This is a genomic window from Rhodanobacter caeni, assembly GCF_039523575.1.
Taxonomy (GTDB): Bacteria; Pseudomonadota; Gammaproteobacteria; order Xanthomonadales; family Rhodanobacteraceae; genus Rhodanobacter; species Rhodanobacter caeni.
This window is the reverse complement of record NZ_BAAAFO010000004.1, coordinates 330,457-343,899: the sequence shown is the minus strand read 5'-3', so window position 1 is coordinate 343,899 and position 13,443 is coordinate 330,457. Positions and strand designations below refer to the sequence as shown.

Here is a 13,443-nt window from a genome sequence, read left to right as displayed (position 1 = left end):
CGATGACGCGCAGCCGGAAAATCGTGGCCTGGATCGTGGGCGTGCTGCTGGCGCTGGTTGTGGTGCTGGTCGTCGTGATCGCGCTGTTCGACTGGAACCGGCTGAAGCCCTTCATCAACGACAAGGTGAGCCAGGCGATCGGGCGGCCGTTTGCCATCAATGGCGATCTCACCGTGGACTGGAAGCGCCAGCGCGATGGTGGCGGGATCGCCGCGTGGGTGCCGTGGCCGGAGTTCACCGCGCGCGACATCACCATCGCCAACCCGGGCTGGGCGAAGCAGCCGCAATTTGCCAGCTTGCAGGCCTTGCGCTTCCGCCTGTCGCCGCTGCCGCTGCTGGCCCATCGCATCGATGTGCCCTGGCTGCAACTCGTGCAACCGACCGTGGACCTGCAGCGCGACAAGCAAGGACGTGCCACTTGGGATTTCACCCGGCCCAGGAGCAGCACGCCATCGGCGTGGCGGTTGAACCTGGGCACGATCGGCTTCGACCGCGGCAACGCGACGCTGGACGATGCGCCCAGCGCGATCACGCTGAAAGTGACGGTCGAACCCCTGCGGGGCCCGATCCCGTACGACCAGATCGTGGCCCAGCAATCCACCGCGGCACGCGACCAGGCCGGCAAGACCGTCGGGGCCGCGGCGAAGAAAACACTGGCCACCGCGGGCGACAAGGATGCGGACAAGACGATCGGCCAGCCGCGCGCCTCCACTGCTTACCTGTTCGACTGGACAGCCTCGGGCACCTACCAGGGCAATCCGGTCAAGGGCCACGGCAAGACCGGCGGCGTGCTGGCGTTGCAGGACGCGGATGAGCCGTTCCCGCTGCAGGCCGACGCCCACATAGGCGACAGCCATATCGCGCTGGTGGGCACGCTGACCGACCCGATCCACCTGGGCGCGCTCGACGTGCGGTTGTGGTTCTCCGGCACCAGCATGGCCAAGCTCTATCCGCTCACCGGCATCACCCTGCCCGACACACCGCCCTACGCCACCGAGGGCCACCTGAAGGCCACATTGAAGAAGGGCGACAGCCGCTACCGCTACGAGGATTTCCGCGGCCGCGTGGGCGGCAGCGACCTGGCCGGCAACCTGCTTTTCGTCACCGGCGGCGAGCGGCCCAAGCTCAGCGGCGCTCTTCATTCCAGACTGCTGCAGTTCGCCGACCTGGCGCCGCTGGTCGGTGCCGATTCGAGCGCATCCAAACAGCGCCGCGGCGAGGCCACCGCGCAACCGGCGGACAAGCTGCTGCCGGTGGAACCGTTCCGCACCGATCGCTGGCGCGCGATGGACGCCGACGTGAAGTTCAGCGCCGATCGCATCGTGCACGGCGAGAGCCTGCCGATCGATACGCTGAGCACGCACCTGCGGTTGAACGATGGCCTGCTGCGGCTCGACCCGCTGCGCTTCAGCCTGGCCGGCGGCAGCGTGGGCAGCACGCTGATGCTCGATGGCAGCCGATCGCCGATGCAGGGCGCGATCGATCTCAATGCGCGCCACCTGAAGCTGAAACAGCTGTTTCCCACCTTCGAGCCGATGCGTACCAGCTTCGGCGAGATCAATGGCGACGCCGCACTGAAAGCGCACGGCAATTCGGTGGCCGCCTTGCTGGGCAGCGCCGATGGCGAGCTGAAGCTGCTGATGAACGATGGCGCGATCAGCAAGAACCTGCTGGAAACCGCTGGCCTCAACGTGGGCAACATCATCATCGGCAAGCTGTTTGGCGACAAGACGGTGCAGATCAACTGCGCCGCCACCGACATGGCGGCAAAGGACGGCGTGTTCGACATGCGGCTGTTCGTGTTCGATACCAGCGATGCGGTGATCACGGTGGACGGCACGGTGAACTTCGCCACCGAGCAACTGGACCTGGACGTGAAACCGCAAACCAAGGGCTTCCGCATCCTGTCGCTGCGCTCGCCGCTGTACGTCAGGGGCACGCTGAAAAACCCGAACGTGGGCGTGCAGGCGGGGCCATTGCTGGCGCGCGGTGCCGGCGCGGTGGCGCTGGGCGTGGTGGCGGCACCGGCCGCCGCCCTGCTCGCGCTGATTGCACCCAGCCACGACGAGGAAGGCGAGAACACCTGTCGCGCGGTGCTCGGCCAGCTTCGCCAGTCCGGCGAGATGATGCCCTCGAAAAAGAAGGCCGCCAAACCGCATTGACCTGTAGGAGCGACTTCAGTCGCGATGCTCTCGCTATGGGGCCACAAAGCAGAAGCATCGCGACTGAAGTCGCTCCTACAAAGGCCGCCAACCCGACGGATCAGGCGCTAGAATGCCGCCACCTCTTTGGGCGATATCCTCATGCAAGCCGTCAGCCGCGCGCAGTTGCAGATCCATTTCTGCGTGGTTTTGTGGGGTTTCACCGCCATCCTGGGCAAGCTGATCACGCTGGGTGCGCTGTCGCTGGTGTGGTGGCGGATGCTGCTGGTTTCGGCCGCGTTGCTGGCGATGCCGCGGGTATGGCGCGGCTTGCGCGCGATGCCGGCGCGATTGCGCTGGGCGTACGCCGGCATCGGCGTGCTTGTGTCGCTGCACTGGCTCACGTTCTACGCCGCGATCAAGCTGTCCAACGCCTCGGTGGGCGCCACCTGCATTGCGCTGGGGCCGGTGTTTCTGGCGTTCCTCGAACCGTGGCTCGCGCGGCGGAAGTTCGACCCGCGCGAGCTGCTGATCGGCGTGGCGGTGGTGCCGGGCGTGGCGCTGGTGGTGGGCGGCGTGCCGCACGAGATGCGGCTCGGGCTGGTGGTGGGCGTGCTGTCGGCGCTGTTCGTGGCCTTGTTCGGCTCGTTCAACAAGCGGCTGGTGGACCATGGCGATCCGCTCACGGTGACCTTCATCGAACTGGGTACCGGCGCCGCGTTTCTCACCGTGCTGGCGCCGCTGCTGCCGCATGCCGGGCCGGCGTTCGTGCTGCCCGGCCTGCAAGACGCGCTGTTGCTACTGGCGCTGGCGTTCGGCTGCACCTTGCTGCCGTTCGCGCTGGCGCTGGTGGCGCTGCGGCACATGAGCGCGTTCGGCACGCAGATGGTGACCAACCTGGAGCCAGTCTACGCGATCGTGCTGGCGATCGTGCTGCTGGGCGAGCAGCGCGAGCTGGACACCGGGTTCTATGCGGGCGTGGTGGTGATTCTCGCGGCCGTGTTCGTGCACCCGCTGCTGCACCGGCGCCAGCGCGCCACCCGACAGCCGGAGTTGCTGGCCACCACCGAGCATCACGGCATGGTGGATTGACCGTACGGCCGTACCAGCGCATCAGCCGGCAGTGAACTCCGCCACGCGATCGCGGCCACGATGCTTGGCCTGGTACAGCGCGGTGTCGGCGCGGCGGATCACATCCTCGACGGACGCCGGCTCGTCGCCGATCCAGACCATGCCGATGCTCAAGGTCACCGTGAAGTGCTGCGTACCCCAACGATGCGGCTTGGCACTCACCACCGACTGGATGGTGGCCATGCGCTCGATCGCCGCCTGGCGGCTGATGTTGGGCAGCACCACCAGCAACTCCTCGCCGCCGTAGCGGCCCACCTGGTCGCCGTCACGCAATTGCGATTGGAGGCGCTGGGCGATCGTCAGCAAGGCGGCGTCGCCAGCCTGGTGGCCGAAGGTGTCGTTGACGCGCTTGAAGTGATCGGCGTCGACAAGCCCCACCGCCAGCCCGGCGCGCCGTGCCGGCGATTCCAGCCGGGCGGCGAGCTGTTCGAGGATGGCCCGGCGATTGTGCAGCCCGGTCAGGCTGTCGTGGGTGGCCTGCTGGTAGAGCTCGGCGCGCGTTCGCTCGAGCTCGCGCTTCTCTTCGGTGAGCTCGGCCGTACGCCCGCTCACCAACGCTTCGAGCTGCCGGTTCTGGCGCAGCAACCGGCGCGAATACCAGCGCCAGATGGCCGCCAGCAGCAGCGCCAGCAGCAGCGCTTCCAACACGTACGCCCATCCCGTTTGCCACCACGGCCGCGGTATCCGGAAGTCGAGATAGGTGGGCGGCGAAACCGTCCGCTGGTCGTCGTCGAGCGCCTGGATTTCCAGCCGGTAATCGCCCGAGGGCAGGCCGGTGAAGTTGATGACGTGCGACCGCGTGTCGACCCAGTCCGACCCGTTCAACCGGTAGCGGAAACGCGGGTTGCTGCCGGCGGGCCCGCCCAGCACGGCGTAGCGCACGGTGAGCGGGGCGGCGTTGCCGTTTGCGTCCACCTCGCCGCCCGCCGGCACCGGTTCGGCGCCGCGCATCACCGAGGTCACCACGACGGTGTGCTGGTAGCGCGCCACCATCTCCTGCGGATGCAGGATGTGGCTCACGCCGATGGGCGAACCGATCCATACCGATCCGTCGGTGTCCTCGAAGAACGCGTTCTGGTTGGTCTCGTCCCACAGCAGGCCGTCGTCGCGCGAAAGGTGGGTCCAGCGCCGGCCGTCGAAAATGTCCACGCCGCCGCCACCGCCCACCCAGATCCAGCCGCGGCGATCGCGCCGGACGAAATACGCCAGCGTGTTGTCCAGCCACGCGTCCACCACCGGGGCAAGCTGCAGTTGCGCGCCATGCAGCGACGCATACCAGACGCCCGGCTCGTTGGCGCCCAGCCACAGGCCGCCATCGGCATCCACCGCCACCGCGCTGAAGCCGGACACCGGGGCCTTGCCGCCGGTTTGCATGCGGGTCCACTGCCCCTCGGCATGACGCAGCACGCCGTCGTTGCAGGCAAACCACAACGTGCCGTCGTCGCCCTCGGCGATGTCCGAGCACTGGCGATCGGTAGTCTGTGCCGCTGCCACCCGCTGCACGGTCGCGTCGCCGTCATCGAGGCGGTAGATGCCGTTGACGGTGGCGATCCACAGACGCTGCTGACGGTCGAAATGCAGCACCTTGATGAAGGCGGGCAGCCGCGCCATGAGCCGGGTGCGACCGCTGGCCGGGTCGAAACGCAGCAGCCGACGGTCGTACAGGCCGATCCAGATGGCGCCGTCGGCGGCCTTGGCCAGCGTGCCGGCCTGTCGTGGCAGGGGATCGGCACGCACCGGCCAGGGCTCCAGCCGGGTGCGCCCGTCCTGCAGCACGCTGCCGCCCAGTTCGTTGCCGAACCACATGCCGGTGGCGTCGATGCGCAGGATCGACCAGTTCGGCAGGCCGGCCATGCCCTGGGCCGCCGCCCAGCCCTCGACCATGCCGTAGCCGGCCCAGCGCGCGATACCGCGCCCGTAAGTGCCCAGCCAGAGGCTTCCCTGGGCGTCGAACATCATGGCGTTGATGTTGATGTCGGGAAGCCCGTTGCGGCTGTCGATCAGCGTCCAGCCCGCGCCGCTCCAGCGGGCGAGCCCCTGGTTGATGGTGGTGAGTACGCGGCCCTGGCGATCCTCGACGAAACGGCCGTCATCCTTGACCACGCCGGTAGCCTCCTCGGGCAGGTCGCGCGCGGTGAAACGCGTCGCCCCGCCCAGCCGCACGCTGACGTGCCGCGTGCCGCGCAGCCACAGGTTGCCGGCCCGGTCCAGCAGCACGCCCAGCCATTCGTCGGCGGGCACGCCCTGCGCCGGCCCATGCAGCAGGACGCGGCCGCGGCCGGAGGCATCGAGGCTGCACATCGCCGTGCCGCAGCCCAGCCACAGCCGGTCCCGCGCCAGGTAGACCGTGGTGATGCGCCGCAAGGCCGGCAGTGCCGCCAGCTGCGCCTCGTCGAACATCGGTCGCAACTGCCAGGGCTGCCCCTGGCCGTCCTTCCCTTGGCCACCGCCCGAAAGCACCATCAGCGCGTCGTTGCGCACCAGCAGCAGGCGGCCGTCATCCAGCATGACCAACGGGCGTCCAACATCGACCACCAGCGGCCGGCCGTGCAGCTCGACCCTGGCGAAATGCCGGCCGTCGCCGCGTCGCAAGCCCGACTGGGTCGCCACCCACAGCAGATCGTGGCGGGTGTCCTGCGCCAGGGTGGTGACGTATTCGCCCTTGTCGAAGCCCTGCGCGACCCCCATCCGTTCGAAACTGTTGCCGTCGAACCGGTACAGGCCCATTTCGGTACCGGCCCACACGAAGCCACGCCGATCCTGCAGCAGCGCCGTGATGCTCAGGCTTTCCAGCCCGGCCTTGCGGTCGTAGGTCTGCAACGAATACTGCTGCGCGCGCAGCGGCAGGCCCGCCGACAACAGCAGCAGCAGCAGCACGACCATCGCCAGCCATGGACAGCGCCAGGACAACCTCATCAGGGACCTCTTTCGTTCCGGCCGGGAGACCGCGGACACATGGAACAAGCACGTAACATGCCATGCGGCGGCCGTGGCCCGCCGAAGGCGTCGAGGCGCTGCCCGGCGACATCCGGGCGAGGTTCAGAACCAGAACCGCACACCGGCCACGAGCTGGCGATCCGCGGCCGGCTCGTCGTCCCGCCGCGCGTAGTCGGCGCTGGCGCCGTAGCGATGCGTCCACACCACACCGACATACGGCGCGAACTCCCGCCGGATCTCGTAGCGCAGGCGCAAGCCCAGCCGGGTGTCGGAGAGGCCGCGCCCGGTGCGCGCCGCCACGTCGTTGCGACCATGCAGGCTCACTTCGAACACCGGCTGCAGGACTAGCCGCTGGGTGAACAGCAGCTCGTACTCGACGTGCAGGCGTGCGGCGGTACGGCCCGACGGCCCCGCATAGGCGGTGGCCTCCAGCTCGAACCCGTACAGCGCCAACCCCTGGATGCCGAACGCGGCCCATTGCCGCGGCGGGCCTTCGCCAAGATCCTGGCGCAGACCAAGCTGGATGTCCCAGAACGGGGCGACGGCGTGGTTCCACAGCAGCTCGACCCGGGCGTGCTCGGTCCGGCCACGCTGACGCTCGCCCTCGCTGCGCAGCCACAGCTTGTCGTCGTCATTGCCGTACCAGCCCTGCACGGCCCAGGCCTGGCCATTGACATGGCGGCCGTGCGTTGCTTCCAGCTGATCGACGCGCAGCATCGCCAGCGGCGGGTTGTCGAGCATGTGCATGCCCGGCATGTCGCTGTGACCGATGCCATCGGAATAGTCCGGGCTGCGCGTTCCGGCGCGTGCGTCCGTGCCATGCGCATGCGACATGGGCTTGGCCGCGTGATCCATCGCACCGTGATCCATGGCGTGCGTCATCGCCGGCGCCGCATCCTCCGGCATGCCGTGCATGGCACGGTGATCCACGGTGTTCGCCGGTGACGCCGCCGGTGCATCGGTGCTTTGCGCCGTCGCCGTCGCCGGCAGCGGCAACGCCAGCAGCAGGCTGACCGCCAGCAGGCGACGCGAAAGGGATTCGATTGAACGATCGATGGACGGGGTCATGACACCACCACCTCGCGCATCATGCCCGCCTCCATGTGGTAGAGCATGTGGCAGTGGTAGGCCCAGCGGCCCGGCGCATCGGCGGTGACCGCGTAGCTGATGCGCTGCGCCGGCTGCACGTTGACGGTGTGCTTGCGCACCTGGAACTGGCCGTCGGGCGTTTCCAGGTCGCTCCACATGCCGTGCAGGTGGACCGGGTGATTCATCATGGTGTCGTTGACCAGCACGATACGCAGCCGCTCGCCGGTGTTGAAGTGGATGGGCTTGGCATCGGAAAACTTCACCCCGTCGAACGACCACATGTAGCGCTCCATGCTGCCGGTGAGGTGCAGCTCGACCTCGCGGCCGGGTTCGCGCGCGTCGACGGGGCCGCCGACGGTACGCAGGTCGGCATAGGTCAGCACGCGGCGGCCGTTGCCGCGCAGGCCCACGCCGGGGTCGTCGAGATTGGTGCGCGGGGTATCCACGCGCATGTCCACGCCGTGGCCGTACTCGGTGCGCGCGTGATGCACGGCGGGTGCCGCGCCCATCGCCATGCCGGCCATGGCGCCGTGATCCATGCCGTGGCCGTGGCCTGACGCGTGCGCGTCGCCCATCATGTCCTGCATGTCCAGCCACGCGCGCGCATCCGGCGCCGGCACCTCGGCCTGCATGCCCGCGCGCGGCGCCAGCGTGCCGCGCGCGTAGCCGCCGCGGTCGATCGACTGCGCGAATACGGTGTAGGCGCGTTCCTCCTCGGGCTGGACGATCACGTCGTAGGTCTCGGCCACCGCGATGCGGAATTCGTCCACCGATACCGGCTCCACCTCCTGCCCATCGGCGGCGACCACGGTCATCTTCAGGCCCGGGATGCGCACGTCGAAGATGGTCATGGCCGAGCCGTTGATGAAGCGCAGGCGGACCTTCTCGCCGGGGCGGAACAGCCCGGTCCAATTGCCGGCCGGCGGGGTGCCGTTCATCAGGTAGGTATAGGTGGATCCGGTGACGTCGCCCAGATCGGTGGGACTCATCCGCATCCGGTTCCACATGCGCCGCCGCGCCAGCGCCTGGTCCATGCCCTCGCGGCGCGCATCGCGCAGGAAATCGGCGACGGTGGGCCGGGCGGTGTTGTAGTAGTCGCCCTGTTTCTTCAGCGTGGCGTAGATGTGTCCGGGATCTTCGTCGGTCCAGTCGTTGAGCATCACCACGTAGTCGCGTTCGGTCGGGTGGCGCGGCGGCCCTTCGGGTTCGATCACCATGGCGCCGTAAAGCCCCACCTGTTCCTGGAAGCCCGAGTGCGAGTGATACCAGTACGTACCCGACTGCCGCAGGGTGAAGCGGTACACGAACGTCTCGCCCGGCGCGATGCCGGGAAAGCTGATGCCGGGCACGCCATCCATCCCGAATGGCAGCACGATGCCGTGCCAGTGGATCGAGGTGGGCACGCGCAAGCGGTTGGTGACGCGCAGGGTAACGGTGGAACCCTGCTTCATGCGCAGCACCGGCCCGGGCACGCTGCCGTTGACGGTGATGGCGGTACGCACCGCGCCGGTGTAGTTCACCGGCGCCTCCATGATGTCGAGCGCGAAATCGGTGCCGTGGGGCACGTTGGGTTGGCCCGCGCCGGTCAGCCCCCACACCGGCGACGCACGCAACAACTCCACGCCGGCAAGCGCACCGCCCAGGGCGAGGCCCTGCACGAAGCGGCGGCGCGACAGGTTCGACGGCAACGCCGCCGAAAGATCGACAGGTTTCATGATGCAACTCCAGACAACAGACTCCGGCGTGGCCGGAACCGTCATGGCCGCCGTCACACGACGCTGCCGGCAAGGCGCCGGGGCGTGCGACGGATCAGGTCAGTCGGGGTGTCTGCAGCAAGGGAGGTCGCAGCGGTGGCGAACGGACGACGTCGGGCGCCATCGCGCCATGTCGCGGAACCGTCATGGCATGCATGGATGGCACGGCGGGCACAGCCAGCGCCAGTATCGGCAGCACGCTGGCGCAGGTCACGGCGCAAGGACAATCGCCACCCATGTCGTGGCCGTGCGGGGCCTGCCCGGTACAGCAGCCGGCCGTCATCGCCGACATGTCATGCGCAGCGTGATCGGCCATCGGCATCACCGATGATGTCCGGCCCATGTTCCGGGCATCGCCCGTCACCCCGCCCGCCGCACCATGAACCGGCGCCAGCACCACCATCAGCCACGCCAGCAACGCCAGCACCCGGAGGTGCGGCAAACGAGCAAACTGGCGTGACGTGCGATGCATTCGCGCAGGCTAGGTGCTTTGCCGGCCGACCTCAACTGTGGAGCCGCCTCCAGCATTTCCCGCCAAGGGGCATCGCCCATCCCCTCTATACTGGATCTCCCCCGCCCGCCGTGCGCCCCCATGAACTACCGCCACGCCTATCACGCCGGCAACTTCGCCGATGTCCTGAAGCACACCGTGCTGCAGGCGCTGATCGAGTCGCTGCAGGCCAAGCCCGCCCCGTTCTGCTACATCGATACCCACGCCGGCAGCGGCAATTACCCGCTGGAGGGCGTCGAGGCGCGCAAGACCGGTGAGCACAAGGACGGCATCGCGCGGCTGCACCCGGCGGAAAAGGTACCCGCGCTGCTGCAGCGCTGGCGCGCCGGCATCCTGTCGGGCGAAGGCAACGAGGGCGGGCTGAAGTTCTACCCCGGCTCGCCATTGCAGGTCGCCCGCCTGCTGCGCCCGAACGACAGCGCCCAACTGTGCGAACTGCATGCCGAGGAAGCGGCCCGGCTGCGCCAGCTGCTGCATCGCGACCCGCGCATGCACGTGCATCAGCGCGATGGCTACGAGGCGTTGAAGGCCCTGCTGCCGCCGAAGGAAAAGCGCGGCCTGGTGCTGATCGATCCGCCGTACGAGGCGCAGGAGGCCGAGTACAAGACGATCGAGCAGGCGCTGAAGACCGCGCTGCAGCGCTGGCCCACCGGCATCTATGCGGTGTGGTACCCGATCAAGCTGCGCAGCCAGGTGCAGCCGTTCCTGCGCGGCCTGCAGCGCATCGGCGCGCGCCGCGTGCTGCGGGTGGAATTGCTGGTGCACCCGGACGACTCCCCGCTGCGCCTCAACGGCTCGGGCATGGCCATCCTCAACGCGCCCTGGAACCTGGACGACGTGCTGCGCGAACCGCTGCGTGCGTTGGGCGAGCTGCTGACCCAGGACAAGCCGGCGCAGACGCGGCTGGACTGGATCCTGCAGGAAGGCGCCGAACCGCCCGCGCCCAGCCCGCTGCCTGCCTCGCGCCTGTCCGTCCGCGAGCGCCCGCCACGCCCGCGCTGAGCGCCGTGCCACACATTTCCGCCACACCTTGCACCGTAACGTTGTTCGCGAAGCCCACGCCGTATCGCCACAGGAGTTCGACCATGCGTATCGCTGCCCGCTCCTTGCTGTTTTCCGCCCCGCTGCTGACGCTGGTGCTCGCTGCCTGCGCACCCGCGCCGATCTACAAGACCACCACCAACGCCGTCGCCGCCACGCCCGCGCAGGTAGCGCAGTCGCCCGAGCGCTACAACGGCAACGCGGTGATCTGGGGCGGCCGCGTGGTCAACGTGAACAACTTCGCCGACCACAGCGAGATCGAGGTGCTGGCCTATCCGCTGGATTCATCGCAGCGGCCCAAGGCCAATGACACCGGCAGCGGCCGCTTCATCGCCGTCACGCCCGGCTATGCCGAACCGCTGAACTACCCCTCGGGCGCGTTGATGACCGTCAGCGGCACGCTCAACGGCACCCGCAGCGGCAAGGTGGGCGAGGCGCCGTATGTCTTTCCGCTGGTCAGCACCACGCAGTCGCACGTCTGGACCGCCGAGGAAATGCGCAAGGGCCACAACAACGTGCATTTCGGCGTGGGGTTGGGCGTGGGGATACGTTGAAAACCGGGATCGGGAATCCGGGATTCGCCTGAGCGGAAGCCGCACGCTGCGGCACGCTTGCGAGCCGCCACTTCCTGCTCACGCATCCCGGCCTTCAAACGCCGCGAAGGTGACGAAATGTCCGCCCGGTTCGCGGTAGGCGATCTCGGTGGCGCCATAGAACGTGTCGTGCCGTGGCGCCACCACCTCGCAACCGTCCAATGCGGCAGCCAGCGCGTCGATGTCGTCCACCTCGATGAACAGGCTGCTGCGATCGCCGCGCCAGTCCATCGCCGCCGCGTGCGGGTCGGCGGCCAGCGAGGCGGTGGTCTGCAGCATCAGCTCGATGCCGTTGCCGGCGAGGATCGCGAACGCCGGCCCGTCCTCACCCGGCACCTCGGTGGTTATCGCGAAGCCCAGCCGGTCGCGCCAGAAGGCGAGGCTGGGCGCGAGGGTTTCGACGAAAAGAACGGGCGTGGCCTTGCGGCAAACCGGTAGTGCCATGGTGCCTGTCTCCTGGAGTGTGGGGGCGCCAGCATGCCCTACACCGGCACCGCGCGATTGAACGATTGCGTCAGCGGTAGCGCCCGGGGGTGACGCCGGCAAAACGGCGGAACTCGCGCACGAAATGCGCCTGGTCGCTGTAGCCCGCAGCCAGCGCCACCTCCACCGCGCGTCCGCCGCCATTCACCAGCAACTGCCGCGCCCGCTCGAAGCGCAACCAGCGCAGGTGTTGGCGCGGGCTGACGCCCAAGTGATCCATGAAACGCCGCTGCAACGTCCGCATGCCCAGTCCCAGCTCGTCGGCCAGCGCCGAGGCGGACGGCGGCACGGCCGGCGCGCCCTGCAGCCAGCGCAGCAGGGGTGTTGTCGCCGTGCCCGCCAGCTGCGGCAGGATCGCCAGCAGGCTGGCGTCGGCACGATGGCAGCGTGCGGCGAAACCATCGTCATCGCACCAGGCCTGCAACGGCGGGCGCCATACCCGAGCGGGCAGTTCATCGATGCCGGCGCTGCCATCGGTGAACAGCGACAACGGCGCGCCCAACAGCGGATACAACCCACCGGGCGCAAAGCGGATGCCGAACAAGCGTTGCCGTGCGCCGCCGGCCACCTCGATCGCATGCGTCATCGTGCCCACCCAGCGCATGCGCGGCGCGACGCCGGAGAAATCGCAGATCAGGTCGGCGCAGCCATCGGGCAGGATGCGCCGCAGCGCGGGCGCGGCGGCATCGTCGTCGATGCCCCAGTAGGCGGCGACCAGGCCACGCAGCGGCGGCGATGGCAGGCATTCCCGATACGTCATCACCGCATCTTGCCACGCCCGCCGCCGATGCCGTTTACACTTTCGCCTTTCTCCAGGGATGTCCCCATGTCCGGCCACGCCAATTCGCGCAAGGCGATCTTTCTCGCGCTGGGTGCCAACTTCGCCATCTTCGTGGCCAAGCTGGTCGCCGCCTTCGTCACCGGCTCCGGCGCGATGATGGCCGAAGCCGTGCACTCGCTCGCCGATTGCGGCAACCAGGGCCTGTTGCTGCTGGGCATGCGCCAGGCCAGGCGGCCCGCGACCGACGAGTTTCCGCTGGGCTGGGGGCGCGCGCTGTACTTCTGGTCGTTCCTGGTGGCGATCCTGCTTTTCAGCGTGGGCGGCATGTTCTCGATCTACGAGGGCGCGCACAAGCTCACCCATCCCGAGCCGCTGAAATGGCCGTGGCTTGCCCTGGGCGTGCTGGGTTTCGGCATCGTCGCCGAGGGCCTCTCGATGCGCGGCTGCCTGCAGGAGGTGAACAAGGCCCGCGGCGACCAGCACCTGTGGACCTGGTTCCGCCAGACCCGCTCCAGCGAACTGCTGGTGATCTTCGGCGAAGACCTGGCCGCCCTGGTCGGCCTGTGCCTGGCCGCGCTCGCCGTGGGCGCCACCATGCTCACCGGCAACCTGATGTTCGACGCGGCCGGCACCATCGCCATCGGCGTGCTGCTGATCGTGGTGGCGGTGCTGGTGGCTATCGAGGTCAAGGCGCTGCTGATCGGCCAGGGCATGGAGCCGCGTCGCCGCGAGGAGTTGCTGGGCTTCCTGCGCCAGCGCCCGGAGGTGGCCGAGGTGCTGAACCTGATCACCCTGCAGATGGGCCCGGACGTGATGGTGGCGGTGAAGGCGCGGATGCACCCCACCGCCGGCAGCCAGCAAATGATCGCGGCGATCAACACCGTCGAGGCGGCGATGAAAGCGGAGTTCGGCGATGTGCGGTGGAGCTTTTTCGAGCCGGACAGCGCCGATTGATCGGTAACGGCTGAGCGGCCCCAATGCC

Annotated in this window: 11 protein-coding genes; 5 read left to right on the top strand and 6 right to left on the bottom strand. The window is 68.6% G+C overall.

Going from position 1 to position 13,443, the window contains the following annotated elements; all coding sequences use genetic code 11:
- The first annotated feature begins 2 nt into the window (after positions 1–2).
- Positions 3–2,162 (top strand): AsmA family protein, encoded by a 2,160-nt coding sequence (locus ABD017_RS14265; RefSeq protein ID WP_343883438.1) that lies wholly within the window; start codon positions 3–5, stop codon positions 2,160–2,162.
- A gap of 141 nt (positions 2,163–2,303) precedes the next feature.
- The gene (locus tag ABD017_RS14260; RefSeq protein WP_343883437.1) at positions 2,304–3,233 is read left to right on the top strand and encodes an EamA family transporter; all 930 of its coding nucleotides are present in this window, start codon (positions 2,304–2,306) and stop codon (positions 3,231–3,233) included.
- 21 nt (positions 3,234–3,254) lie between these two features.
- On the opposite strand, the gene ABD017_RS14255 is transcribed toward ABD017_RS14260, so the two are convergent.
- The 4 genes from ABD017_RS14255 to ABD017_RS14240 form a co-directional block, all read right to left on the bottom strand.
- Positions 3,255–6,188: a ligand-binding sensor domain-containing diguanylate cyclase gene (locus ABD017_RS14255; RefSeq protein WP_343883436.1), complete on the bottom strand. Its 2,934-nt coding sequence runs from the start codon at positions 6,186–6,188 to the stop codon at positions 3,255–3,257.
- A gap of 123 nt (positions 6,189–6,311) precedes the next feature.
- Positions 6,312–7,277, bottom strand: coding sequence for a copper resistance protein B (locus ABD017_RS14250; protein WP_343883435.1), 966 nt, complete (start codon positions 7,275–7,277; stop codon positions 6,312–6,314).
- Positions 7,274–9,013 (bottom strand): copper resistance system multicopper oxidase, encoded by a 1,740-nt coding sequence (locus tag ABD017_RS14245; RefSeq protein ID WP_343883434.1) that lies wholly within the window; start codon positions 9,011–9,013, stop codon positions 7,274–7,276. The genes ABD017_RS14250 and ABD017_RS14245 overlap by 4 nt, the downstream gene beginning before the upstream one ends.
- Positions 9,014–9,107: 94 nt before the next feature.
- Complete coding sequence (locus ABD017_RS14240) at positions 9,108–9,494, bottom strand: hypothetical protein (RefSeq protein WP_343883433.1); 387 nt, start codon at positions 9,492–9,494, stop codon at positions 9,108–9,110.
- 150 nt (positions 9,495–9,644) lie between these two features.
- Between ABD017_RS14240 and ABD017_RS14235 the strand changes: the two genes are divergently transcribed.
- Positions 9,645–10,565: a 23S rRNA (adenine(2030)-N(6))-methyltransferase RlmJ gene (locus ABD017_RS14235; RefSeq protein ID WP_343883432.1), complete on the top strand. Its 921-nt coding sequence runs from the start codon at positions 9,645–9,647 to the stop codon at positions 10,563–10,565.
- An 83-nt stretch (positions 10,566–10,648) separates the two neighbouring features.
- On the top strand, positions 10,649–11,158 hold the full coding sequence (locus ABD017_RS14230; protein WP_343883431.1) for a Slp family lipoprotein: 510 nt from the start codon (positions 10,649–10,651) through the stop codon (positions 11,156–11,158).
- A gap of 78 nt (positions 11,159–11,236) precedes the next feature.
- Here ABD017_RS14230 and ABD017_RS14225 read toward each other — a convergent pair whose 3' ends face one another.
- Together ABD017_RS14225 and ABD017_RS14220 are read right to left on the bottom strand one after the other, a co-directional pair.
- On the bottom strand, positions 11,237–11,641 hold the full coding sequence (locus tag ABD017_RS14225; protein ID WP_343883430.1) for a VOC family protein: 405 nt from the start codon (positions 11,639–11,641) through the stop codon (positions 11,237–11,239).
- A gap of 70 nt (positions 11,642–11,711) precedes the next feature.
- Positions 11,712–12,440, bottom strand: coding sequence for a helix-turn-helix domain-containing protein (locus ABD017_RS14220; RefSeq protein ID WP_343883429.1), 729 nt, complete (start codon positions 12,438–12,440; stop codon positions 11,712–11,714).
- 66 nt (positions 12,441–12,506) lie between these two features.
- Here ABD017_RS14220 and ABD017_RS14215 point away from each other — a divergent pair, with 66 nt between their 5' ends.
- Positions 12,507–13,415: a cation diffusion facilitator family transporter gene (locus ABD017_RS14215; protein ID WP_343883428.1), complete on the top strand. Its 909-nt coding sequence runs from the start codon at positions 12,507–12,509 to the stop codon at positions 13,413–13,415.
- The last annotated feature ends 28 nt before the right edge of the window (positions 13,416–13,443 follow it).